Consider the following 24,108-nt stretch of genomic DNA (forward strand, 5'->3'; position numbering starts at 1 on the left):
CGCGGGCGGGCGGCGGACCGCCACCCGCCCGTTGCGGGGTGCGTCAGGAGGATTCGCGCGCCGCCGGCCCGCTGCCGAACAGGACGTCGTCCCAGCTCGGCAGGCGCTTACGCGGCTTGCCGGTGGTGTCGGTCGCCTCGCCCCCGGCGGCCGCGGCCGCCCCGGTGCGGCGCGGCCGCAGCACCGCCAGCGACGGCACGGCCGGCACCTCCTTCGGCGCGTCCGAGTCGTCGTCGAACGCCGAGCCTGGCCCACCACCGAGGAGCGCGGCGGCGCCACCGGCGACGGCCCGCTGCCGCGGCGCGTCGGAGCCAGCCAGCGCGGCCGGAGTGCGCGGCTCGAGACCGCGGCCGGAGGACCCGCCGAGCGGCCGGTCGAGGGACGCGAGGAGGGCGTCGCGCCCGGCGCGGATCGGGTCACGCCCGGGACGCGAGTGCTCGGCGGGCGCCGGCAACCCGTGCCCGCCGCGGCTCGGCTCGCCCCGGGACGGCCCCGGCAGGGCGTGCCCGCCCCGCTCCGGCGCCGGCTCCTGGCCGAGGATGGGCGTGGGCCGCTCGGCGCACAGGTACTGCGCCATGTCGTCGTGCGGGGCGACCGCCTGCCGGGTCTTGTCGAGGACCCAGACCGCCTGCGCCGTGGCCTTGCCCGACGGCCAGGTCGCGATGATCCGCCAGGTGCCGTCGTCCCGCCGGTAGGCGTCCCAGGAGATCTTCTCGGTGTCGATCCCGTGCTGGGCCAGCCGCCCGTTGACCACCTCGGCCAGCGGCGTCGGCTTCTCCGCGCCCTTCAACCGGGTGCGCCGGGCGTGCTGGGCGAGCATCGCCCGCTCCTGCAGCACCGGGCCGGCGTAGCGCAGCACCCGGTCGACCGGCACCCCGGCGATCCGGGCGACGTCCTCGGCGGACTCGCCGGAGCGGATGCGGGCCTGGATGTCGCGCGGCGACAGGGACGGGATCGGATCGGCGGCAGCGGCCGGCGCCACCGCGAGCGGCGGGGCACCCGGTTCGGCGTGTAGCGCCGTGGTGATGCGCTCGTCGATGGGCAGCGCGAGCAGCCGCCCCACCTCGTCGGCGAGAACCAGAGCCTGGCCGTCCTCGGAAAGGGCGACGAAGCGTACTGGGCGCATAGCGTTGCCTCCGTCCCGCTTCGTTGGCCGCACGCCACGAGTCAGCCACCCGGGCGTCTCGCACCACCGTACGCTCATCTGCCCTCAGGTGGGGGAAGCGACACCCGCATGTCGTGGATGAGCTGCGGCGATGATCACGGTGGGTGGCCGCCAGGCGCTACGGCGGCCACCCACCGTCATGTCGGTCAGAGTCGCTCGACCACGTAGTCGATCGACGCGGTCAGCGCCTCGACGTCGGCCGGCTCGACGGCCGGGAAGAGCGCCACCCGGAGCTGGTTGCGGCCGAGCTTCCGGTAGGGCTCGGTGTCGACGATGCCGTTGGCGCGCAGCGCCTTGGCGATCGCACCGGCGTCGACCCCCTCGGCGAAGTCGATGGTGGCGACCACGTTGGACCGCAGCGCCGGGTCGGTGACGAACGGGGTCGCCACCTCGGAGCGCTCGGCCCAGCCGTACACGATGGAGGCGCTCTCGGCCGTCCGCTTCGCCGCCCAGGCCAGACCGCCCTGGGAGTTCATCCAGTCGGTCTGCTCCGCGGCGAGGAAGATGGTGGCCAGCGCCGGGGTGTTGTAGGTCTGCTCGAGCCGCGAGTTGTCGATGGCGGTGACCAGGTCGAGGAAGGCCGGGATGTAACGGCCGGACCCCTTGATCTCGGCGGCCCGCTCCAGCGCCGCCGGGGACATCAGGGCCAGCCAGAGCCCGCCGTCCGAGCCGAAGCACTTCTGCGGGGCGAAGTAGTAGACGTCCGTCTCGGCGACGTCCACGTCGAGACCGCCGGCGCCGGAGGTGGCGTCGACCAGCAGCAGGGACCCCTCGTCGGCGCCGGGCACCCGGGAGATCGGGACGGCGACGCCGGTGGAGGTCTCGTTGTGCGGGGTCGCGTACACGTCGATCCCGGCCTCGGCGACCAGGCTCGGCGCCGTGCCGGCGTCCGACTTCCGGATGGTCGGCTCGCCGAGGAACGGCGCGTCCTTGACCGCCTTGGCGAACTTGGCGCCGAACTCGCCGAAGCTGGCGAACTGGGCCCGGTCGCGGATCAGGCCGAACGTGGCGACCTCCCAGAAGGCCGTGGTGCCACCGTTGCCGATGATCACCTCGTACCCCTCGGGCAGGGAGAAGAACTCGGCGATGCCGCGCCGGAGCCGAGCCACCTGGTCGCGGACCGTCTTCTGCCGGTGGGAGGTGCCGAGGTAGCTGGTGGCCACGTCGGCGAGGGCGGACACCGCCGCCGGACGGACCTTGGACGGCCCGCAGCCGAAGCGTCCGTCGGCGGGCTTGATCTCGTCGGGAATCCGGATGGTCGGTGCGTCAGCCACGGTCTTCAAGATCCTTCCGCGTGGGCCGGGGCCCGGTCGACTGGCGGCGCGGACGGGCAGCGGGCGCGGGGCGCGCGGCGGCCGGGATCCGAGCCTGGTCCGGCGGCACTGCCGAGACACCATCCTGCCATCCCGGCACGGGCGCCCGAGCTTCGGTCCCGTCCCCCGGTTTGAGGCGTACGCCACAGCCTCCGCAGCGCCTCCGGCGACCACCGACCCTCTCCCGCGCCTCTGCTCTGCGACCGTGGATGCACCACGCGGGTGACCTGGCGCTACGTCCCGACGATCGAGCCGCGTGGGCGGAGCGGCGGATGCGGACGGTGACCGGTGCAGACGCGGGTGCAGAGCAAGGGGGCGAGGTGGGTCCGCTCCGCCCGATGGGCTCTTACCGAGGGTGACGGTGAAGGTGGGCATGGACCCCTCCTCGACCGGGGGAGGGGCGACGACACCGGGTGGACGGCGGGGGCGCGTGCGGTGGTGCCGCGCGGTGCGGTGCGGGCGTGCAGCAGGAAGGGCTCCTCGCGCCGGCGGTGCGGCGCGGGGAGCCCTTCGCTCCGCGACCTCAGACGCCGTGCGGGATGGCGTCCCAGCCCTCGACCTCCTGCGGCTTGCGGGGAGCCGGGCCGACGTAGCGGGCGGACGGCCGGACCAGCCGCTGGAGCTTCTTCTGCTCCAGGATGTGCGCGCTCCAGCCGCCCATCCGGGCGCAGGTGAACATCGAGGTGAACATGTGCGCCGGCACCTCGGCGAAGTCGAGCACCACGGCCGACCAGAACTCGACGTTGGTCGCCAGCACCCGGTCGGGCTTGCGGTTGTGCAGCTCCTCCAGCGCGGCCTTCTCCAGCGCCTCGGCCACCTCGAAGCGGGGCGCACCGAGCTCCTTCGCCGTCCGGCGGAGCACCCGGGCGCGCGGGTCCTCGGCCCGGTAGACCCGGTGCCCGAAGCCCATCAGCCGCTCGCCGCGGTCGAGCACACCCTTGACGTACCCCTCGGCGTCGCCGCTGCGCTCGACCGCCTCGAGCATGTTCAGCACCCGCGACGGCGCGCCGCCGTGCAGCGGGCCGGAGAGCGCGCCGATGCCGGAGGAGATGCAGGCGGCGGCGTCCGCGCCGGTAGAGGCCACGATCCGGGCGGTGAAGGTGGAGGCGTTGAGGCCGTGCTCGGCGGCCGAGATGAAGTACGCGTCGACGGCCTTGACGTGCCGCGGGTCCGGCTCACCCCGCCAGCGCTTCATGAAGCGCTCCACGATGGTGGACGCCTTGTCGATCTCCTTCTGCGGCACGGCGGGCAGGCCGAGGCCACGGGCGGACTGGGCGACGAAGGAGAGCGCCGTCACCGAGACCCGGGCGAGATCCTCGCGGGCCTGCTCGTCGGAGATGTCGAGGAGCTGGCTGAGCCCCCAGTACGGGGCGAGCATCGCGACCGCGGACTGCACGTCGACGCGGATGTCGCCGGAGTGCACCGGCACCGGGAACGGCTCCGCCGGCGGCAGGCCCGGCCCGAAGCGGCCGTCGACCAGCAGCGCCCACACGTTGCCGAAGGAGACCTGGCCGATCAGATCCTCGATGTCGACCCCGCGGTAGCGCAGCGCACCACCCTCGCGGTCGGGTTCGGCGATCTCGGTCTCGAAGGCGACGACGCCCTCCAGCCCCGGTTTGAAGTCGGCCATGTCGCTCTCCTGGCTCTGGTCGGCGCCCCGTCGAGCTCAACGCGGCCCAGCCGATCGAGCACCGTAGACGACCCTCAGGGATGTGTTCGGAACATCTTGCCTGCTGAGTAACCCGGTACGCGACCCGTCCGACTGTGCCGCACGCGACATCCCCACGGGCGCGAGCGGCTCACGGCGTGGGCGAGGATGGGTCGGTACGGGCTGGCCAGCCGGACCGGTGTGCGCGGGCCCGGTGAGAAGGAGTAGGAACGTGACGGGCGACACACCGGCCCCGGCCGCCATGCGTAACGAGTACGCCGCGGACCAGGGCCTTTCCGAGGCTGACCTGGCCGGCGACTGGCACACCCAGTTCGCCCGCTGGTTCGCCGACGCGGTGGCCTTCGGGCTGCCCGAACCGAACGCGATGGTCGTCGGCACCGCCGACGCCGCCGGCCGGCCGAGCGGGCGCACCGTGCTGCTGAAGGGGTACGACCCGGAGGGGTTCGTCTTCTTCACCAACCACGCCTCGCGCAAGGGCACCGAGGTGGCCGCCAACCCGTACGCCAGTCTGGTCTTCCCCTGGTTCCCCATGCAGCGACAGGTCGTGGTGGCCGGCACCGTCGAGCCGGTGTCGCGGGCGGAGACCGAGGCGTACTTCGCCACCCGGCCCCGCGCCTCCCAGGTGGGCGCCTGGGCCAGCCCGCAGTCCCAGGTCGTCCCGGACCGGGCCACGCTGGAGGAGCGCTACCGGGAGGCCGCGGAGCGGTTCGCCGACGAGCCGGTCATTCCCGCGCCCCCGACCTGGGGCGGCCTGCGCGTCCGCCCGCGCTCGGTGGAGTTCTGGCAGGGGCGGGCCGGTCGGCTGCACGACCGGCTGCGGTTCCGGCGCGGCGACGCCGGAGACTGGACGGTCGAACGGCTGGCCCCGTGACCCAGGAGAAGCAGACCCGGCAGCGCGGGGCGCGCCGCTGGGCGATCGACCTGCGACCGCTGCGGGTGCCGGACTACCGGCGGATGTGGCTCGGCAACGGCGTCGCCATGTTCGGCTTCCAGTTCACGGCGGTCGCCGTGCCCGTGGAGATGTACGACCTCACCACCGACTCGCTCTGGGTCGGCCTGCTCGGCATCGCCGGGTTCCTGCCCCTGCTGATCTTCGGGCTCTGGGGCGGCGCGGTCGCCGACGCCCGGGACCGCCGCAAGGTGCTGCTCGCCGCGGGCGCGCTGCTCTGGGCGTCCACCCTCGGGCTGCTGGCGCAGTCGCTGCTCCAGGTGGGCAGCCCCGTGCTGCTGCTGGTGCTGGTGGCCGTGCAGTCGATCGCGTTCGCGATCACCTCGCCCGCCCGCAGCGCGATCCTGCCGAAGCTGGTGCCGGAGCACCTGGTGCCGGCGGCGAGCACGCTCAACTACACCACCTTCACGGCGGCCTCGGTGGTCGGCCCGCTCGCGGCCGGGCTGATCTTCGCGTGGTGGGACGTCGACCTCGGGCTGCCGATCGCGTACGGAATCGACGCGCTGCTGTTCACCGTCTCGCTCTGGGCCACCCTGCGGCTGCCCGCGCTGCCGCCCGAGCCGGACCCGGAGGGTGACGGCGCGCCGCGCAAGGCGGGGCTGGCAAGCGTCGTGGACGGCTTCCGCTACCTCGCGACCACACCCGTGCTGCTGCTCTCGTTCGCCGTCGACCTGATCGCCATGATCCTGGCGATGCCCCGGGCGCTCTTCCCGGAGATCGCCCACGAGCGGTTCGACGGGGGTGAGGCGGTCGGCTGGCTCTACGCGGCCATCGCGATCGGCTCCATGCTCGGCGGCCTCACGTCCGGCTGGATCGGCCGGCTCCGCCGGCAGGGCCTCGGGCTGGTGCTCGCGGTGGTCGCCTGGGGGGTGGCCATCGCGGCGGCCGGGCTGGCGCACCAGCTCTGGCTGATGGTCCTGCTGCTCGGCGTCGCCGGCGCGGCCGACCTCGTGAGCGCGGTGCTGCGCCAGTCCATGCTGCTGATCTACGCGCCGGACCGGATGCGTGGCCGGCTCCAGGGCGTCAACACCGTGGTGGTAGCCGGCGGCCCGCGCCTCGGCGACCTGCGGGCCGGCGCCATGGCGGCGGGCTTCGGCGGTGGAGTCGCCTGGGTGGCCGGTGGTGTCGCCTCCGCGGTGCTCGTGGTGGTGCTCGCGGTCGCCTTCCCGGCCCTGCTGCGCTACCGGGCCGCCGCGACGCCGGTCGCCGACCGGCCGGCGACCGGGGACGGCGAGACGGCCGCCGCGGCGACCGACGGCGGGCGGGCGCCGGCGTCGGGTGGTGACCGCGAGTGACCCGTTAGGGTCGCCCACATGGACACCCCTGACCAGCGGCCCCTCTCGGGCACCCAGTGGACCATCTCCGCCGCCGGCCACGAGGCCGTCGTCGTGGAGGTGGGCGGCGGGCTGCGGACGTACCGGCACGACGGCGTCGACTACCTCGACGGGTACGCCGAGGACGAGCTCTGTCCCGGCTGCGCGGGCCAGGTGCTGGCGCCGTGGCCGAACCGGATCCGCGACGGCCGGTACACGCTCGGCGAGCGGACGCACCAGCTGCCGTTGACCGAGCCGGAGCGGCACGTGGCGATCCACGGGCTGGTCAACTGGGTGCGCTGGGAGTTGCTGGAGCAGTCGGCCGACGCGGTCACGCTCGGCTACGACCTGCCGGCGCAGCCCGGTTACCCGTGGTCGCTGCGGTTGCGGAGCCGGTGGAGCGTCGGCCCGGACGGGCTGCGGGTCGAGCACGACGTACGCAACATCGCCGGCGAGCCGGCGCCGTTCGGTTTCTCCGTCCACCCGTACCTCCAGCTCCCCGGGGTGGCGGTCGACGACCTGGCCATGCGGGTGCCCGGCGGGACGCGGATGGTGCTCGACAACCGGCTGCTGCCGATCGGCGCGACCGAGGTGGCCGGCACCGAGTACGACTTCACGAGCCCGCGGCGGATCGGTGACGCCGTCCTGGACCTGTCCTTCGGTGACGTGGTCCGGGAGGCCGACGGCGGGTCGTCGGTGAGCCTCGCCGCGCCGGACGGCGCGGCGGGCGTCACCATCTGGGCCGACCGCGAGTTCGGTTGGTGGCAGGTCTTCACCGGTGACACGCTCACCGGCGAGCGGCACCGCCGCTCGGTCGCGATCGAGCCGATGACCTGCCCACCTGACGCCTTCCGCTCCGGTCGGGACCTGATCATGCTCAAGCCGGGTGAGACCTGGCGGGGCGTCTGGGGCATCCGGCCCGGCGCCTGACCGGCGGGGGAGAACCGTATGGAGTTCGCCGAGGTGGTCAGCCGCCGGCGGATGGTGCGCAACTACGACCCGGATCGTCCGGTCCCGCCCGACGTGGTCCAGCGGCTGCTCGACCACGCGGTCCACGCGCCGTCCGCCGGCTTCGCGCAGGGCTGGGGCTTCCTGGTGCTGGAGGAGGCCGCCGACCGGGAGCGCTTCTGGGCGGCGGCCACGCCCGGTGGCGGCGGGCGGGAGCGCTGGTTGGCGGGCATGCGGCGGGCGCCCCTGATCGTCGTACCGCACGCGAACCGCTCGGCGTACCTGGAGCGGTACGCCGAGCCGGACAAGGGCTGGGTGGACCGCGCCGCCGAGCGCTGGCCGGTGCCCTACTGGTACGTGGACACCGGCTTCGCCGCCCTGCTGATGCTGCTCACGGCGGTGGACGAGGGGCTCGGCGCGTGTTTCTTCGGCATCCCGCCGCGGCGGCTGGCGGCGTACCGGGAGGCGTTCGGCGTACCGGAGGAGTTCGAGCCGATCGGCGCGGTCACCGTGGGTTACCGGGCGCCGGACCACCGGTCGGCGTCGCTGCGGCGCGGACGCCGCCCGGTCGACGAGGTGGTCCGGCGCGGCCGGTGGAGTTGAGCGGCACGCCGACGAGCGCTGTTGAAGATCGGGCGAGCGGTAGCGAAACTGACATCGGGGAGCAGAACGTGGTGTGCGACAGGCGGCTAGGCTGGCACGGTCATCGGTGCCGCGTGGCGCGGCGCCACGTCGCGACCCGGCACGGCGCCGTCGGTCGGCCCGGCCACGGGGAGGGGAGCGTGCCGTCGTGATCTTCAGAGCGGTCCGGGACGGGCGTCCCTACCCGGAGCACAACCTGACGCTCAAGCAGTGGGCCGAGATCCCGCCGCGGCCGCTGCGCCTGGACCAGTTGATCACCACCAAGCGCGAGCTGGCGCTCGACAAGTTGCTCGCCGAGGACTCCACCTTCTACGGCGACCTGTTCCCGCACGTGGTGCAGTGGAACGGCGGCCTCTACCTGGAGGACGGCCTGCACCGGGCGCTGCGGGCGGCGCTCCAGCAGCGCAACCAGATCCACGCGCGGGTGCTCGTGCTCTCCGAGGCGGTGGAGTAACGCGTCCTCGCGTCGCCGGCTGAGCCTTCGTTAGGGTGGCTGCCATGAGCCAGCCCACCGCCCCGCTCGACCTGCTCGACCTGGACTCCGCGCTCGGCGAGGAGGAGCGGCAGATCCGCGCCGTCGTGCGCCAGGTCGTCGACGATCGGGTCCGCCCGCACGTCGCCGGCTGGTACGAGCAGGGCCAGGTGCCCGCCCGCGAGCTGGCCCGCGAGTTCGGCAAGCTCGGCCTGCTCGGCATGCACCTGACCGGTTACGGCTGCGCCGGCGCCTCGGCGGTCGCGTACGGGCTGGCCTGCCTCGAACTGGAGGCCGGCGACTCGGGGATCCGCTCGCTGGTCTCGGTGCAGGGCTCACTGGCCATGTACGCCATCTGGCGCTACGGCAGCGAGGAGCAGAAGCAGCGGTGGCTGCCGGCGATGGCCGCGGGGGAGGCCATCGGGTGCTTCGGGCTGACCGAGCCCGACCACGGCTCCGACCCGGCGTCGATGGCCACCCGGGCCCGCCGCGACGGCGGCGACTGGGTGCTCACCGGCGGCAAGATGTGGATCACCAACGCGCCGATCGCCGACGTCGGCGTGGTCTGGGCGCGCACCGAGGACGGCGTGCGCGGCTTCGCCGTACCGATGGACACCCCCGGGGTGAGCGCGCGGGAGATCCGGCACAAGATGTCCCTGCGGGCGTCGGTGACCGGGGAGATCGTGCTCGACGACGTCCGGCTCCCGGCCGACGCGCGACTGCCCGAGGCGGTCGGCCTCAAGGCGCCGCTGAGCTGCCTCACCGAGGCCCGGCACGGCATCGTCTGGGGCGCGCTCGGTGCCGCCCGGGACTGCCTGGAGACCGCCCTGGCGTACGCGACCACCCGCACCCAGTTCGGCCGTCCGCTGGCCGGCTTCCAGCTCACCCAGGCCAAGCTCGCCGACATGACGGTGGAGCTGCAGAAGGGCTACCTGCTGGCGCTGCACCTGGGCCGGCTCGCCGACGCCGGCCGGCTCCGGCCCGAGCAGGTCAGCGTGGGGAAGCTGAACAACGTGCGGGAGGCGCTGGACATCGCCCGGCAGTGCCGCACGATCCTCGGCGCCAACGGGATCTCCGGCGAGTACCCGGTGATGCGCCACGCCAACAACCTGGAGAGCGTGCTGACCTACGAGGGCACCTCGGAGATCCACCAGCTCGTCGTCGGGCAGACGCTGACCGGCGTCAGCGCCTTCGCCTGAGCGGGCCTCACCCCGGCTCTCACCTGCGGTTACGGCCCGTCTGCCGGCTCGGCGCGCGCCTGTCGTACGGCGGACGTACCGTCAATGCAGACGGCAGTGTCTGACGAGGACGGTGAGGGCGATGGCCCGCGACGCTGACAGCAACGAGCCCACCAGGGAGTTCCCGGGATACCCGACCGGCGACGCGCTCAAGGGCCGCTCCGACGCCGCCCCCGAGGGGTCGGTGACACCGCCGCAGCCCGCAGCCCGCCCCACCCGGGGCCTGCTCCTGGTGCTCGGCGCGGCCGCGCTCGCGGTGATCGTGCTGCTCGGGGTGCAGACCGCCGGGCTCTGGCCCAGCTTCCGCAACCCGTTCGCCGAGGAGCGGACGGACCGCAGCCAGCCGACGCTGTTGAAGTCGATCCAGGACCTCAGCCGCTACGTGGCGGCCGAGGGCAACTTCCAGGTGGTCGTCGATCTTGAGAAGGACCGCCAGTACGTGCCGGATTTCCTGCTCAACGAGCGCACGCTCTTCGTCGGGGCGGGCAGCGTCGAGGCGTACGTGGACTTCGGCAAGATCTCCGACGGCGCGATCGTGGAGTCGGCCGACGGCAAGTCCGTCGAGGTCAAGCTGCCCGCGCCGCAGCTCGGCGAGACCAACCTGGACCTGGAGAAGAGCTACGTCTTCGCCGAACGGCGGGGCCTGCTCAACCGGTTGGGCGACGTGTTCGGCGGCGACCCGAACCGGCAGCAGGAGGTCTACCGCCTCGCCGAGGAGCGGATCACCGCCGCCGCCCGCGACAGCGGGCTCGGCGCTCGGGCCGAGGAGAACACCCGCAAGATGCTGGAGGGTCTGCTCGGCTCGCTCGGCTACGAGAAGGTGACCGTCACCTACGTGGCCCCCTGACGGCACCGTCGACGGCGCCCGCCCCACGTCCGGGGCGGGCGCCGCCGCGTGCGGCGGCGGCACTGTCGGAGATCGTGCCGCCCCAGTCGTCGCCCGGCGGCGCGGGCGCCGCGGGCGGGCGGGGTCAGCGGGACGTGACCAGGTAGCGGTCCTCGTTCGGCATGAGGACCCAGAGCACCAGGTACACGATCACCTGGGTCCCGGGCAGCAGCAGCGACAGCAGGAACAGCAGCCGGACCATGCCGGCCGACATGCCGAACCGCTGGGCCAGGCCGGCGCAGACACCGGCGAGCATGCGCCCCTGGCGGGGCCGGACCAGTTTGCGACTCATCGTCGTACTCCCACTCTGCGGCGTACCGCGCCGCGTCTGCAGTCCACGGTAGGAACGCGCAGCCAGCGCGCCCTCCGTCGGCAGGACGATCGGGGGCCTGCGTACCCGTAGGTGGTTACCCGGGCCGGGCGGCGGCGATGCCCCCGAGCCGCCACGGTCCGGCGGACAGCGCCGGGGTGGGAGGGCGGGCGACTGCCGAGCCGGGCGTGGTCGGGGCAGGTAGGCTCGTGGGCTGGGCACCCACACCCCGGGTCCCGACCGGCTGCCCGACCCGGGCGGCCACGAGCGGGCCGTACCCGCGGGACGTGGGCGACGGCGAGGAAAGTGCAGCCATGATCAGCGTTTTCGACCTCTTCAGCGTCGGCATCGGGCCGTCCAGCTCGCACACCGTCGGGCCGATGCGGGCGGCTCGCACCTTCGTCAGCGGGCTCAAGGCCGACGGGCTGCTCGCCGACACCGCCCGGGTGCAGGCCGAACTCTTCGGTTCCCTGGGCGCGACGGGGCACGGTCACGGCAGCGACCGCGCGGTGCTGCTGGGGCTCGCCGGGGAGGCGCCGGAGACGGTCGACACCGACGGCGTGGCGGACCGGGTGGCCCGGATCCGGGCGGAGCGGCGGATCAGCCTCCTCGAGGCGCACGAGATCGACTTCGACCCCGACCGGGACCTGGTGCTGCACCGCCGCCGCTCGCTGCCGTACCACCCGAACGGGATGACCTTCGCGGCGTACGACGCCACCGGCGCGCAGCTGCGCGCCCGCACCTACTACTCGGTGGGTGGCGGGTTCGTGGTCGACGAGGCGGCGGCCGGCGCGGACCGGATCGTCCCGGACACCACCCACGTCCGGCACCCGTTCCTCACCGGCGCGCAGCTGTTGGACGTCACCGCCGCGACCGGGCTGTCGATCAGCGAGGTGATGCTCGCCAACGAGCTGTCCTGGCGCAGCGAGGCCGAGGTGCGCGCCGGCCTGCTGGAGATCTGGCGGGTCATGCGGGAGTGCGTCGAGCGGGGCTGCGAGCGTGACGGTGTGCTGCCCGGGGGGCTGAAGGTGCGCCGCCGTGCCGCCGAGCTGCGCCGCCGGCTGGAGGCCGAGGCGGGCGGCGACGACCCGCTGCACGCGATGGACTGGGTGACCCTCTTCGCGCTCGCGGTCAACGAGGAGAACGCGGCCGGCGGCCGGGTGGTCACCGCCCCCACGAACGGCGCGGCCGGGATCATCCCCGCCGTGCTGCACTACTACACCCGGTTCGTGCCCGGCGCCTCCGAGGACGGCGTGGTGCGGTTCCTGCTGGCGGCCGGTGCGATCGGCGTGCTGTTCAAGGAGAACGCCTCGATCTCGGGGGCCGAGGTCGGCTGCCAGGGCGAGGTCGGCTCGGCGTGTTCGATGGCGGCGGCGGGGCTGGCCGAGGCGCTGGGCGGCTCGCCGGAGCAGGTCGAGAACGCGGCCGAGATCGGCATGGAGCACAACCTGGGGCTGACCTGTGACCCGGTCGGTGGCCTCGTGCAGATCCCCTGCATCGAGCGGAACGCGGTGGCTAGCATCAAGGCGATCACGGCCGCCCGGCTGGCGCTGCGCGGTGACGGGGTGCACGCCGTCTCGCTGGACAAGGTCATCAAGACCATGCGGGAGACCGGCGCGGACATGAAGGTGAAGTACAAGGAGACGGCACGCGGCGGTCTGGCCGTCAACGTGATCGAGTGTTGAACGCGCTCCCGGGCCGTTCGTCCACCGGCTGCTAGCCTGTCGTCCGTTTCGAAGGCGGGAGGCGGCGGTGACCTCTGGGGTCGCGGCGTTGTGGTCACACCGCAACTCCCTGCGCATCCTGGTCAAGCGCGACCTCGCCGTGAAGTACCAGCAGTCGGTGCTCGGCTACGTATGGTCGCTAATCGAGCCGCTCGGCATGGGCGCGATCTACTGGTTCGTGTTCGGGGTGCTCTACTCCCGGGACACCGGGCGGCACCTGGGCGAGGCGGCGCAGTCGTACCCGCTCTTCCTCATCACGGGGATCTTCGCCTGGATGTGGACGAGTTCGGCGCTCAGCGAGGCGACCAACGCGCTGACCGGCCAGTCCCGGTTGATCACGGTGATGAACGTGCCGCGGCAGGTGTTCCCCATCGGCCGGGTCACCGGCCGGTTCGCCGAGTACGCGGCCGGCCTGCCGATCCTCGTCGCCGTCGCGGTGGCGTACGCGGCGCACGGGCGGGTGGACTTCGGCTGGTCCCTGCTCGCCCTGCCCCTCGCCGTGGTCGTGCAGGGCGTCCTGCTGATCGGGCTGTCCCTGCTGCTCTCCGCGGTCAACGTGCTCATGCGGGACGTGGAGCGGTTCATGCGGCTGGTCATCCGGGTGCTGTTCTACGCGACGCCGATCATCTATCCGCTGAGCCTGGTGCGGGATTCCGACCTGCCCGGCTGGCTCAAGGTCGCGTACGAGCTGAATCCGCTGGTCGGCATCTTCCAGCTGCACCACTCGATCTGGTATCCGGACGAGTTCCCCGACGCCCGCCTGCTCGCCACGACCGTGGGCATCAGCCTGGTGGTGCTGGCCTTCGGCTGGTGGTCGTTCCGCCGGCTCGAACCGGCCGTGCTGAAGGAACTCTGACGTGGCCGACCCGATCATCGAGGCGGACGGCCTGGGCATCCGGTTCGTCCGTTACCGGCGCCGGCAGCTGCGCCTGCGCGACCTGGTGATCCACCGTGGCGCGCGGAACGCGTCGTCGGGCCAGTTCTGGCCGCTGCGGGACGTGTCGTTCACGGTGGGGGCCGGTGAGACCGTCGGGGTGATCGGGCGCAACGGCACCGGCAAGAGCACGCTGCTGCGGCTGATCGCCGGGGTGCTGATCCCGGACGAGGGCCGCATCCGGGTGCGCGGTGACGTCGCGCCGTTGCTGGAGCTCTCCGCCGGCTTCTCCAACGACCTGACCGGTCGGGAGAACCTGTACCTGGTCGGCGGCCTGCACGGGCTCTCGACGGGCTACCTGCGGCGGCACTTCGACGAGATCGTCTCGTTCGCCGGGGAGCAGGTGCTGCGGGCCATCGACACGTCGGTGCGGCACTACTCGTCCGGTATGAAGGTGCGGCTCGGTTTCGCGATCATCTCGCACCTGCCGCACCCGATCCTGCTCATGGACGAGGTGACCGCGGTCGGGGACGCGGAGTTCCGCGAGAAGTGTTATGCGACCATCGATCGACTGCTCGGGGAGGGGCGCACTCTGGTGCTGGTGTCACACAACGAAAAGGACCTCACCCGCTTCTGCCGTCGGGGGCTCTACCTCGACGGGGGGCGGCTGACGCTCGACGGCACGGTCGCCGAGGCGCTCGACGCGTACCACGGCGCGGTCCCGCGGTGACGCTCGCGATCGTGCTCGTCGGCGGCGCGGCCGCGGCGGGCCTGCCGACCCGCACCGGGGAGACGGTGGCCGCGCGGCTCGCCGCGCAGTGTCGCCGGGCGGGCGCCGACGACGTCCGGTTCGCCGCCGACCTCGACGAGCTGGCCGCGCTGGCGGACAGCACGGCCGGCCCGGTGCTGGTGACCGGCGCCGATCTGGTCGCGCACACGGCCGTGCTCAGGCACCTGGCCACCAGCCCGGTCGGGCCGACCGTGGCGCTGGTCCTCACCGATCCGCCCGCCGCCGGCCGGGTTGCCGTGCGCGAGGAGCGCGGCCAGGTGGTCGAGACCGGCCCGGCGGGGTCTCTGGCCGGGGCGACCGGGGTCTTCGGCGGCGCGCTGCGGGTCGGCGCGGACGACCTGCCGGCGCTCGCCGCCGCCGCCCGCGCGGCCGCCGTGGCGCCCGGCGGGGGCAGCGCCGTGGACCGGCTCTTCGCCGGTCTCGCGGCGCGCGGCACGTTGGTCTTCGCCCATCGGGTACGTCTGCTCGTCGCCCACCGGGTGGGCGACGCGGCGGAGCTGGCCGAGGCCGAGACCGCGGTGGCCGCGGTCGACGAGGATCGGGCCGAGCTGCGCCTGTCGGTGAAGGAGCGGGACGACTTCTTCACGACGTACTTCGTGAGCACCTGGTCCCCGCGGGTGGTCCGGCTGGCGGCCCGGGTGGGGCTCGGTCCGACCGGGGTCACCATGATCTCGATCGCGTTCGCGGTGGCCGCCGCGGTGCTCTTCGCGGTCGGCGGTCGGCCGGCGTTGGTCGTCGGCGCGGTCCTGCTCTACCTCGGCTTCGTGCTCGACTGCGTGGACGGCCAGTTGGCGCGCTACACCCGGCACTTCAGTGCCTGGGGCGGCTGGCTGGACACCATGGCCGACCGGGCCAAGGAGTACGTGGTCTACGCCGGCCTGGGCATCAGCGCGACGCAGGCGGGTCACCGGTACGGCTGGGCGCTGGCGATCGCCGCCATGACCCTGCAGACCGTCCGGCACATGACCGACACCTGGTACGGCGTCCTGCACGACGAGGCGGCCCGCCGGCCCCGTGCGGTGGGCGCGGGCGGCGGTGGCATCGGTGACCGGCTGAACGCCGCCTCCACGCGGGTGCAGGCCGACGCCGGGTCGCTGTCGTACTGGCTGAAGCGCACGGTGGTCTTCCCGATCGGGGAGCGGTGGGCGCTGATCGCGCTGACCGTGGCGCTGTTCAACCCGCTGGTCAGTCTGATCGCCGTGCTGGCCTGGGGTGCGCTGGCGTTCGCGTACACCGGTGCGCTCCGGACGCTGCGGGCGCGCTGGATGCGGGTGCCGGTGCTGGACACGGTCGACGCCGCCCTGCACCGCGACGACGGTCCGCTGGCGGGCCGGCTTCCGGCGCTCCGCGCGGCGGGCCCGCTGGCCTGTGCGGTGGTCGCGGCCCTCGGTGCGGCGGCGCTGCTGGTGGCGGCGCTGGTCGCCGACCGCGGCGACGGCGGGGCGGACGGGCTGCGGTGGCTGCTGCCGATCGCGCTGGTGGTGCTGCTGGCCGGTGCCCTGGGCGCCCGCGCCGCGCACGACGGTCCGCTGGACTGGCTGGTGCCGGCCGCGCTGCGGGCCGCCGAGTACCTCTTCGCCATCGCGGTCGGCGTGATCGGCGACCTGCCGCCGTGGTTGATCTTCGGCTATGTCTTCGTGCTCACCGTGCACCACTACGACCTCACCGCCCGGCTGGAGAAGCGGCAGGCGGCGCCGCCGCTGCACGGGGCCACGTTCGGCTGGGAGGGGCGCTCGGTGCTGCTGACCCTGGCGGCAATTGTCGGGTTCGCGGGTATCGGCATGGCTACACTCGGTACGTACCTTCTCGTGGTTTTCGTGGCGAGCGTCGTCCTGGCCTGGGTCGTCCTGCCGGCCCGCGCGGCGCGGGCGTCGGCGGTGCCGGTGCGGACGGGGGACGGCGTGCCGGGCTGACGGAGGGACGGCCGGATGACACTGATCAGCTTCGTCGTTCCGGCCTTCCGAGTGCAGGGCTACCTGCGTGAGTGCCTCGACTCGATCCTCGACCAGCCCTTCACGGACCTGGAGGTCATCGCCGTCGACGACTGCTCGCCGGACGACAGCGGCGAGATCATCGACGAGTACGCGGCCCGCGACCCGCGGGTCCACGCGATCCGGCTGACCGAGAACGTCGGGCTCGGTCCGGCCCGCAACGTCGGGCTGGACCGGGCCGTCGGCGAGTACGTCTGGTTCGTGGACGGCGACGACTGGTTGACCCCGGGATGCCTGCCGGTGGTGGCGGAGCGGTTGCGTGCCACCCGACCCGACGTGCTCGTGGTGGATCACGTCCGGGTGCACTGGAACAACTCCGCGACGCGCAGCGCGATCCAGGACGTGTTCCCCTCCCCGCCCGGCGAGGGGACGTTCCGGCTGCGCGACCGGCCGGAGACGATGCGTCTGCTGCACACCGCCTGGAACCGGGTGGTCCGCCGGCAGTTCCTGCTCGACCTGGGGCTGCGCTTCGCGCCCGGTTGGTACGAGGACGTGTCGTTCACCTATCCGGTGCTGATGGCGGCCGACCGGATCGGCGTGCTGGACCACGTCTGCGTCAACTACCGGCAGCGCCGGGCGGGCGCCATCACCCGGACGCGTGGTGACCGGCACTTCGAGGTCTTCGCCCAGTGGCACCGGGTGTTCCAGCTCATGGACCGGTGGGGACCGGCCGTCGACGAGCTGCGCCCGGCGGTCTTCGAGCGGATGATCTGGCACTACCTGACCGTCCTCGGCAACGGGCAGCGCATCGCCCCCGAGCTGCGCCCGGCGTTCTTCGCGCAGATCACCGCCGACCACGCCCGCTGGCTGCCGCCCGACGGCTATCCCGCCCCGCACGGGGTGGAGGGGTTGAAGCACCGGCTCGTCGCCAGCGGCCGCTGGCGGACGTTCAGCGCCCTGCGCAGCGCGAGCCGGGCGCGGGACGCGGCCCGCCGCTCGGCCCGTGTCGCGCGGCGGCGGGTGGCGCCGGTGGCCCGCCGCAGCGCGCGGCGTGCCCGGGACGTGCTGCTGCGCGAGTACTACCGGGCGGAGCTGCACCGGCCCGTCGACCAGACCCTCGCGGTCTACGCGGCGTACTGGTACCGGGGGTACTCCTGCAACCCGGCCGCGATCTACGAGGCCGCCCGCCGGCTCGCCCCCGGCATCCGCGGGGTGTGGATCGTGCGGCGGGACCGGGTCGGCAGCCTCCCACCGGGAGTGGAGTACGTCGTCGCGGGCACCCCGGCGTACTACCGGATGCTGGCCCGCGCCCGCTGGCTGGTCAACAACGTCAACTTCCCGGACTTCGTCCGCAAGCGGCCGGGCTCGGTGCACGTGCAGACCCACCACGGCACCCCGGTCAAGGTGATGGGGCTCGACCAGCAGCGGTACCCGATAGGAGCCGGGCGGATGGACTTCGCCGGACTGCTGCGCCGCGTGGACCGGTGGGACTTCAGCATCACCTCGAACAGCTTCTCCACCCAGATGTGGGACCGGGCGTACCCGGCGACGTACACCACCCTGGAGGTCGGTTACCCGCGCAACGACCGGCTCGTCACCGCCACCGCGGAGGACGTGCTGCGGCTCCGCGCCGACCTGGGCATCGGGGCGGCCGAGCAGGTGGTCCTGTACGCGCCGACGCACCGCGAGCACCTGCCTACGTACCGACCGCCGTTCGACCCGGACCGGTTCGTCGAGGCGCTGGGCCCGTCCGGTCGGCTGCTGATGCGCAGCCACTACTTCCACGACCGGGATCGCCGCCCCCGCCGCCCGCTGGACCGCGACCGCGTCCGCGACGTGAGCGCCCACCAGCGGGTCGAGGACCTCTACCTGGTCGCCGACGTGCTGGTCACCGACTACTCGTCGGCGATGTTCGACTACGCCGTCCTGGACCGGCCGATCGTCATCTACGCGCCGGACTGGGAGGCGTACCGGCTGGCGCGCGGCGTCTACTTCGACGTCACGGCCGAGCCGCCGGGCGCCGTGGCCATGACGTTCCCCGACCTGCTCCACCTGTTCCGCGCCGGTGAGGTCTGGTCCGAGGCCGCGACGAAGGCGCGGCAGCAGTTCCGTGCCCGGTTCTGCGGCCTGGACGACGGGCACGCGGCCGAACGCGTCGTCCGCCACGTCTTCCTCGGTGAGCCGGCGGCGCCGCGCCGTGGCTGCTGACCCGTCGCACCGGTCGACTGTCGCATCGCCGGGGTTCGATCGGTCGTAACAGCGCTGTCACTGTCCGAACATGGCACGTTCACCCGATGTGCTCGGCCCATGATCTTCGTCACAGTCAATCGGGGTTCGCACGGAGACTGGGGGGAGATGGCGGTGACCACCGTCGCGCTCAAGGATGTCACCAAGGTGTTCAGGGACGGCACGGTCGCCGTCGACGCCCTCAACCTCGACGTCAACGACGGCGAGTTCATGGTGCTGCTCGGCCCGTCCGGGTGCGGCAAGTCGACCGTGCTGCGGATGGTCGCGGGGTTGGAGGACCCGACCCAGGGCGCGATCCTGCTCGGCGGCGAGCTGGCCAACGACCTGTCCCCGCGCGACCGGGGGATCGCCATGGTCTTCCAGGACTTCGCGCTCTATCCGCACATGACGGTCGGCGACAACATCTCCTTCCCGCTCCGGCTCGCCGGGATGGAGCCCGGCCCGCGTGGTGAGCGCGTCACCGACGTGGCGAGCGCGCTCGGCATCGGTGACGTGCTCGGCCGCCGGCCCAGCCAGCTCTCCGGCGGGCAGCGGCAGCGCGTCGCGATGGGCCGGGCCATCGTCCGACGGCCGGGCCTGTTCCTCATGGACGAGCCGTTGTCCAATCTCGACAGCGGTCTCCGTGCCGAGCTGCGCGCGGAGATCTCCGGCCTGACCCGGGAGCTGGGCGTCACCACCATCTACGTCACGCACGACCAGGCCGAGGCGCTCACCATGGCCGACCGGGTCGCCATCATGCGCCGGGGCGTCCTCCAGGACGTCGGCACGCCCACGCAGGTGTACGGCCGGCCCGCCACGCTCTACGTGGCCGCGTTCCTGGGCAGTCCCCGGATGAACCTGCTGGAGGCGTCGGTCTACGTCCACCTCGACCGCTACGTCACGCTCACCCTCGGGGAACAGGCCCTCTACCTGCCGTGGGACGACATCCGCAGCCGTGCGGTGGCCCACTACCACGGCGAACGCATCGTGGTCGGCATGCGGGCCGAGGCGCTCGTCCCCGTGTCGCCGGACGACCCGGGCGACGTGCTCCACGGCCGCATCCGCTACCTGGAGCACCACGGCCACGAGTCGCTGGCCTTCCTCGACATCGGCGCGACGGCCATCGTGGTCGACGAGATGGGTAGCCGGGGCGTGCCCGGGGAGGGCGGCCAGCGCGGCCTCCGCCGCTTCGGGCAGGTGATGCAGCGGCTGGCCGGCCGGCCGACCGACCCGGAGCAGCAGCCGGCGGTGGGTCGCGCCACCACGAGCGTGCTGCCCGACCCGGGCCGGCACCACCGGCGCGCGGCCGAGCTGGCGGTACGCCTGGCCCCGTACCCGGCCGTCTCGGCCGGTCACCCGCTCTCGGTCCGGGTACGCATGGACGCCCTGCACTTCTTCGACGAGCGCGGCGACCGGATCGACGTGGGGTGGCGGTAGCGGGCCCGGTCACGCGCTCGACTCCACCCTTGCCGAGCGAAGTTACCGGCTAGTAGCGTCTGGTCATGTCCATCGACTCTCGCCAGGTGGCGGCCGGGATGCTCCAGGCCGTGCCGTTCGCCCGTACGCTCGGCTTCGAGTTCGTCGAGATCGCCCCGGAGGCCGACGGTGGCGTCCGGGCGGTCGTCCGGCTGCCCGACACGCCGGCCACCCACAACCACGTCGGTGGCCCGCACGCCGGCGCCATGTTCACCCTCGGGGAGACCGCCTCCGGCGCCGTGGTGCTGGCCGCGTTCGGCCAGGTGCTCGACCGCGCGGTGCCGCTGGCCGTCCGGGCCGACATCGCGTACCGCAAGCTGGCGCTCGGCGCGGTGCGTGCCACCGCCCGCCTGGGCCGCCCGCCCGCCGAGGTCCTCGCCGAGCTGGAGTCCGGGCAGCGCCCGGAGTTCCCCGTCACGGTCGAGATCGCCACCGACGACGGTACGCCCACGTCGGAGATGACCGTGATCTGGACGCTCCGCCCGCAGTGAGCCCGGCGCGTGGAAACGGCAGTGGTGCGCCCCACGGGTCGGAAAAGCGTTTGTCGGCCTGTCCGGGTGGATAGATTCGACGTGTGCTGGGCCTGCCTGCTCACGTGACCGCCTGCCTCTTCGACCTGGACGGTGTGCTGACGCAGACCGCCCGGGTGCACAACGCGGCCTGGACCGAGACGTTCAACGCCTACCTGCGGCAGCGGGCCTCGGCGACCGGGGAGCCGTACCGCCCGTTCGATCCCGGCCCGGACTACAACCGGTACGTGGACGGCCGGCCGCGGGCCGACGGCGTACGCACGTTCCTGGCCTCGCGCGGGATCGTGCTGCCCGAGGGCGCACCCGACGACCCGCCGGACGCCGAGACGGTCAACGGGCTCGGCAACCGCAAGAACGTCCTGCTCCTGCACGAGCTGCGCACCCGCGGTGTGGACGTCTACCCCGGCTCGGTGGCGTACCTCAAGGCGGTCGCCGCGGCCGGTCTGCGCCGGGCCGTGGTCACGGCGAGCGCGAACGGCCGAGAGGTCGTCGCCGCGGCCGGCCTGGAGCCGCTGATCGAGGCCCGGGTGGACGGGCTGGTCGCCCGGACGGAGGGCCTGCGCGGCAAGCCCGAGCCGGACAGCTTCCTCGCCGGGGCGCGACTGCTCGGCGTCGACCCGGCCAACGCCGTCGTCTTCGAGGACGCGCTCTCCGGCGTGGCGGCCGGGCGTGCCGGAGGCTTCGGGTACGTGGTCGGCGTCGACCGGGTGGGCCAGGCGGACGAGCTGCGGGCGCACGGTGCCGACGTGGTGGTCCGCGACCTGTCCGAGCTGCTGGACGAGGGGCGTGGCAGGTGATCAGGGAGCGCGCGTATCCCGTCGAGCCATGGCACGTCCGGGAGACCCAGCTGGACATGGACGTGCTGGCCCAGTCGGAGTCGGTCTTCGCGCTCTCCAACGGGCACGTGGGGATGCGCGGAAACCTCGACGAGGGCGAGCCGCACGGCCTGCCGGGCACCTATCTGAACTCCTTCTACGAACTGCGCCCCCTGCCGTACGCGGAGGCCGGTTTCGGCTTCCCCGAGTCCGGCCAGACCATCGTCAACGTGACCAACGGCAAGCTGATCCGGCTGATGGTCGACGACGAGCCGCTCGACGTCCGGTACGGCGAACTGCTCTCGCACGAGCGGATCCTCGACATGCGCGCGGGCACCCTGCACCGGGAGCTGCACTGGCGCTCGCCGGCCGGGCGCGAGATCAAGGTCCGCAGCACCCGGCTGGTCTCGTTCACCCAGCGCGCGGCCGCCGCCATCAACTACGAGGTGGAGGCGGTCGACGGGCCGCTCCGGCTGATCGTCCAGTCCGAGCTGGTGGCGAACGAGTCGCTGCCGGCGCAGAGCCGCGACCCCCGGGTGGCGGCCGTGCTGGAGTCGCCGCTGGTGTCCGAGGAGGAGCTGACCACCGACGACGGGGGGCTGCTCATCCACCGGACCAAGGTCTCCGGCCTGCGGGTCGCGGCCGCGATGGACCACGAGGTGCACGGGCCGGCGCGGACCACCGTCGAGTCCGAGGGGTACGAGGACTGGGTGCGCACCACCATCGGGTGCGTGCTCAAGCCCGGCGAGAAGCTGCGGGTGGTCAAGTACCTGACCTACGGCTGGTCCAGCCGGCGCTCGCTGCCGGCCCTGCGTGACCAGGTGGGCGCGGCACTGGCCGCGGCCCGGTTGGACGGCTGGGACGGCCTCTGCCGCGAGCAGCGGGCCTACCTCGACGAGTTCTGGGACGCCGCCGACGTGCGGGTCGAGGGTGACCCGGAGGTGCAGCAGGCCGTCCGGTTCGGCCTCTTCCACGTGCTCCAGGCCGGCGCGCGGGCCGAGCGGCGGCCGATCTCGGCGAAGGGGCTCACCGGCCCGGGGTACGACGGGCACGCGTTCTGGGACACGGAGATGTTCGTGCTGCCGGTGCTCACGTACACCCAGCCGGGCGCCGTCCGCGACGCGCTCTACTGGCGGCACGCGACCCTCGACCAGGCGCGGGAGCGGGCGCACACCCTCAACCTCCAGGGCGCCGCCTTCCCGTGGCGCACGATCGAGGGGCCGGAGTCGTCCGGCTACTGGCCGGCGGGCACGGCCGCGTTCCACATCGCCGCGGACATCGCCGACGCCCTGCGCCGGTACGTGCTCGTCACCGGGGACACCCAGGTGGAGCGGGATATCGGCCTGGAACTGCTGGTGGAGACCGCCCGGCTGTGGCGCTCGCTCGGGCACCACGACCGGCACGGGCGGTTCCACATCGACGGGGTGACCGGGCCGGACGAGTACACGGCCGTCAAGAACGACAACGTCTACACCAACCTGATGGCGCAGCGGAACCTGCTGGCCGCGGCCGACGTGGTGAACCGCTACCGCGACGAGGCGCTGAACCTCGGTGTCACGGACGAGGAGGCGGCCAGCTGGCGGGACGCGGCGGCCGACATGCACGTCCCGTACGACGAGGACATCGGCGTCCATCAGCAGGTGGAGGGGTTCACCCGGCTCCAGGAGTGGGACTTCGTCCACACCCCCGCCGAGAAGTACCCGCTGCTGCTGCACTACCCGTACTTCGACCTGTACCGCAAGCAGGTCATCAAGCAGGCGGACCTGGTCCTGGCCATGCACTGGCGGGGGGACTTCTTCTCCCCGGAGGAGAAGGTCCGCAACTTCCTCTACTACGAGCGGCGGACGGTACGGGACTCCTCCCTCTCGGCCTGCACTCAGGCGGTGCTCGCCGCCGAGGTCGGCCACCCGGAGCTGGCGCACAGCTACCTGCGGGAAGCCGCCCTCATGGACCTGCACGACCTGAACGAGAACACCCGCGACGGCGTCCACATGGCCTCGCTCGCGGGCGCGTGGATCGCCCTGGTCGCCGGGTTCGGCGGCCTGCGGGACCACGACGGCACCCTGTCGTTCTCGCCCCGGCTCTCCAGCCGCCTGAGCCGCCTGGAGTTCTCGCTGCAGTGGCGGGACAAGCGGCTGCGGGTGGACGTCCGACCGCACCAGACCACGTACTCGCTGCGCCACGCCGAGCCGGACGACGTGCTCGAGCTGCGGCACCACGGCGAGACGATCCGGATCACCTGCGACGACCCGGTCACCGTGCCGGTGCCGCCGGCGCATCCGTCCGGCCCGCCTCCGGAACACCCGCCGGGGCGGTCGCCGCTGCTCCGGCTGCCGGAACACGAGCCGTGACACGCACGATCGGGGCGGGCCGCGGGCCCGCCCCGATCGCTCGTGCCCGTCGTCAGAAGCGCTCGCCCGTCGATGGCCGCCCCGCCGTGTCCCTCGGCGCCATCGTCCGGGGATCGTCCGCGGTACGCGCGTGCGCCGCCTCGTCCGCCCAGTCCTTGTTGCGCTCCACGGAGCGAAGCCGGCGCTCCTCCTCGGACCTCTGCTGCTGCCGGGCCGCCTGTTGCTGACGGGAAGTCTGCCGCTGCTGGGCCATGATGATCCTCGCGATCCGTCGGGGCGCGGTTGCGCCGACACGGTCTGCGGTCCTGTGTCGCCTACCCGACCGGCCCCCGGGCAAACGCCGCCGCCCCGCCACCCGCGCCGCCCGGTCTACGCCGGTCGGGCGGGATCGGGCGACCCACCGGTCACGGGCGCTCGCGGGGCGGGTTCCGGCCCGCGCCGTACGGGGTGGCATCGCCCGTGCCCACGCCCGTCGTACCGGCTGGA

General features: G+C 73.3%; 19 protein-coding genes and 2 pseudogenes. 16 read left to right on the forward strand and 5 right to left on the reverse strand.

Annotation, left to right across the window (positions count from 1 at the left end):
- Window positions 1-43 precede the first annotated feature (43 nt).
- From sepH to SM573_RS15095, 3 genes are all read right to left on the reverse strand, one after another.
- Window positions 44-1,126, reverse strand: a complete 1,083-nt coding sequence (gene sepH / locus SM573_RS15085; RefSeq protein WP_474612796.1) for a septation protein SepH — start codon at window positions 1,124-1,126, stop codon at window positions 44-46.
- A gap of 185 nt (window positions 1,127-1,311) precedes the next feature.
- The gene (gene serC, locus SM573_RS15090) at window positions 1,312-2,439 is read right to left on the reverse strand and encodes a phosphoserine transaminase (RefSeq protein ID WP_474612797.1); all 1,128 of its coding nucleotides are present in this window, start codon (window positions 2,437-2,439) and stop codon (window positions 1,312-1,314) included.
- Between the two features lie 562 nt (window positions 2,440-3,001).
- Window positions 3,002-4,108, reverse strand: coding sequence for a citrate synthase 2 (locus SM573_RS15095; protein ID WP_474612798.1), 1,107 nt, complete (start codon window positions 4,106-4,108; stop codon window positions 3,002-3,004).
- A gap of 280 nt (window positions 4,109-4,388) precedes the next feature.
- Between SM573_RS15095 and pdxH the strand changes: the two genes are divergently transcribed.
- The 7 genes and pseudogenes from pdxH (at window position 4,389) to SM573_RS15130 (ending at window position 10,556) form a co-directional block, all read left to right on the forward strand.
- The gene (gene pdxH, locus SM573_RS15100) at window positions 4,389-5,018 is read left to right on the forward strand and encodes a pyridoxamine 5'-phosphate oxidase (RefSeq protein WP_474612908.1); all 630 of its coding nucleotides are present in this window, start codon (window positions 4,389-4,391) and stop codon (window positions 5,016-5,018) included.
- Window positions 5,015-6,295 (forward strand): annotated as a pseudogene (locus SM573_RS15105) (MFS transporter); the annotation flags it as partial. The gene pdxH and the pseudogene SM573_RS15105, both read left to right, overlap by 4 nt.
- 114 nt (window positions 6,296-6,409) lie before the next feature.
- Window positions 6,410-7,339: an aldose 1-epimerase family protein gene (locus tag SM573_RS15110; RefSeq protein WP_474616318.1), complete on the forward strand. Its 930-nt coding sequence runs from the start codon at window positions 6,410-6,412 to the stop codon at window positions 7,337-7,339.
- Between the two features lie 18 nt (window positions 7,340-7,357).
- Entirely contained in the window at window positions 7,358-7,960 is a 603-nt protein-coding gene (locus SM573_RS15115; protein ID WP_474616319.1) for a nitroreductase family protein, read from the forward strand.
- 187 nt (window positions 7,961-8,147) lie between these two features.
- The gene (locus SM573_RS15120; RefSeq protein WP_091593012.1) at window positions 8,148-8,453 is read left to right on the forward strand and encodes a type II toxin-antitoxin system VapB family antitoxin; all 306 of its coding nucleotides are present in this window, start codon (window positions 8,148-8,150) and stop codon (window positions 8,451-8,453) included.
- A 44-nt stretch (window positions 8,454-8,497) separates the two neighbouring features.
- Complete coding sequence (locus SM573_RS15125) at window positions 8,498-9,670, forward strand: acyl-CoA dehydrogenase family protein (RefSeq protein ID WP_474616320.1); 1,173 nt, start codon at window positions 8,498-8,500, stop codon at window positions 9,668-9,670.
- 121 nt (window positions 9,671-9,791) lie between these two features.
- Entirely contained in the window at window positions 9,792-10,556 is a 765-nt protein-coding gene (locus SM573_RS15130) for a DUF4230 domain-containing protein (protein ID WP_474612802.1), read from the forward strand.
- 124 nt (window positions 10,557-10,680) lie between these two features.
- On the opposite strand, the gene SM573_RS15135 is transcribed toward SM573_RS15130, so the two are convergent.
- Complete coding sequence (locus tag SM573_RS15135) at window positions 10,681-10,887, reverse strand: PspC domain-containing protein (protein ID WP_474612803.1); 207 nt, start codon at window positions 10,885-10,887, stop codon at window positions 10,681-10,683.
- A gap of 332 nt (window positions 10,888-11,219) precedes the next feature.
- On the opposite strand from SM573_RS15135, the gene SM573_RS15140 reads away from it, so the two are divergent.
- From SM573_RS15140 to SM573_RS15180, 9 genes and pseudogenes are all read left to right on the forward strand, one after another.
- Window positions 11,220-12,590 carry an L-serine ammonia-lyase gene (locus SM573_RS15140; RefSeq protein WP_474612804.1) on the forward strand — a complete coding sequence of 457 codons (1,371 nt, stop codon included), beginning with the start codon at window positions 11,220-11,222 and terminating at the stop codon, window positions 12,588-12,590.
- 67 nt (window positions 12,591-12,657) lie between these two features.
- Window positions 12,658-13,485, forward strand: coding sequence for an ABC transporter permease (locus tag SM573_RS15145; RefSeq protein WP_474612805.1), 828 nt, complete (start codon window positions 12,658-12,660; stop codon window positions 13,483-13,485).
- A 1-nt stretch (window position 13,486) separates the two neighbouring features.
- Window positions 13,487-14,233, forward strand: coding sequence for an ABC transporter ATP-binding protein (locus tag SM573_RS15150; RefSeq protein ID WP_474616321.1), 747 nt, complete (start codon window positions 13,487-13,489; stop codon window positions 14,231-14,233).
- A pseudogene (locus SM573_RS15155) lies at window positions 14,230-16,202 on the forward strand (DUF5941 domain-containing protein); the annotation flags it as partial. The gene SM573_RS15150 and the pseudogene SM573_RS15155, both read left to right, overlap by 4 nt.
- Window positions 16,203-16,221: 19 nt before the next feature.
- On the forward strand, window positions 16,222-18,432 hold the full coding sequence (locus tag SM573_RS15160) for a bifunctional glycosyltransferase/CDP-glycerol:glycerophosphate glycerophosphotransferase (protein ID WP_474616322.1): 2,211 nt from the start codon (window positions 16,222-16,224) through the stop codon (window positions 18,430-18,432).
- Window positions 18,433-18,585: 153 nt separating this feature from the next.
- Window positions 18,586-19,887 (forward strand): ABC transporter ATP-binding protein, encoded by a 1,302-nt coding sequence (locus SM573_RS15165; RefSeq protein WP_474612808.1) that lies wholly within the window; start codon window positions 18,586-18,588, stop codon window positions 19,885-19,887.
- A 65-nt stretch (window positions 19,888-19,952) separates the two neighbouring features.
- On the forward strand, window positions 19,953-20,417 hold the full coding sequence (locus SM573_RS15170; RefSeq protein WP_474612809.1) for a DUF4442 domain-containing protein: 465 nt from the start codon (window positions 19,953-19,955) through the stop codon (window positions 20,415-20,417).
- Window positions 20,418-20,500: 83 nt separating this feature from the next.
- Entirely contained in the window at window positions 20,501-21,253 is a 753-nt protein-coding gene (locus tag SM573_RS15175; RefSeq protein ID WP_474612810.1) for an HAD family hydrolase, read from the forward strand.
- Entirely contained in the window at window positions 21,250-23,622 is a 2,373-nt protein-coding gene (locus SM573_RS15180; RefSeq protein ID WP_474616323.1) for a glycoside hydrolase family 65 protein, read from the forward strand. The genes SM573_RS15175 and SM573_RS15180 overlap by 4 nt, the downstream gene beginning before the upstream one ends.
- A gap of 52 nt (window positions 23,623-23,674) precedes the next feature.
- On the opposite strand, the gene SM573_RS15185 is transcribed toward SM573_RS15180, so the two are convergent.
- Window positions 23,675-23,875 carry a hypothetical protein gene (locus SM573_RS15185; protein WP_474612812.1) on the reverse strand — a complete coding sequence of 67 codons (201 nt, stop codon included), beginning with the start codon at window positions 23,873-23,875 and terminating at the stop codon, window positions 23,675-23,677.
- Between the last annotated feature and the right edge of the window lie 233 nt (window positions 23,876-24,108).

This window comes from Micromonospora xinjiangensis (genome assembly GCF_056150165.1).

Coding starts and splice junctions, on each gene's coding strand:
- sepH (WP_474612796.1), bottom strand. CDS start 1,126: ATGCGCCCAGTACGCTTCGTCGCCCTTTCCGAGGACGGCCAGGCTCTG.
- SM573_RS15095 (WP_474612798.1), bottom strand. CDS start 4,108: ATGGCCGACTTCAAACCGGGGCTGGAGGGCGTCGTCGCCTTCGAGACC.
- pdxH (WP_474612908.1), top strand. CDS start 4,389: ATGCGTAACGAGTACGCCGCGGACCAGGGCCTTTCCGAGGCTGACCTG.
- SM573_RS15110 (WP_474616318.1), top strand. CDS start 6,410: ATGGACACCCCTGACCAGCGGCCCCTCTCGGGCACCCAGTGGACCATC.
- SM573_RS15115 (WP_474616319.1), top strand. CDS start 7,358: ATGGAGTTCGCCGAGGTGGTCAGCCGCCGGCGGATGGTGCGCAACTAC.
- SM573_RS15125 (WP_474616320.1), top strand. CDS start 8,498: ATGAGCCAGCCCACCGCCCCGCTCGACCTGCTCGACCTGGACTCCGCG.
- SM573_RS15130 (WP_474612802.1), top strand. CDS start 9,792: ATGGCCCGCGACGCTGACAGCAACGAGCCCACCAGGGAGTTCCCGGGA.
- SM573_RS15135 (WP_474612803.1), bottom strand. CDS start 10,887: ATGAGTCGCAAACTGGTCCGGCCCCGCCAGGGGCGCATGCTCGCCGGT.
- SM573_RS15140 (WP_474612804.1), top strand. CDS start 11,220: ATGATCAGCGTTTTCGACCTCTTCAGCGTCGGCATCGGGCCGTCCAGC.
- SM573_RS15160 (WP_474616322.1), top strand. CDS start 16,222: ATGACACTGATCAGCTTCGTCGTTCCGGCCTTCCGAGTGCAGGGCTAC.
- SM573_RS15170 (WP_474612809.1), top strand. CDS start 19,953: ATGTCCATCGACTCTCGCCAGGTGGCGGCCGGGATGCTCCAGGCCGTG.
- SM573_RS15185 (WP_474612812.1), bottom strand. CDS start 23,875: ATGGCCCAGCAGCGGCAGACTTCCCGTCAGCAACAGGCGGCCCGGCAG.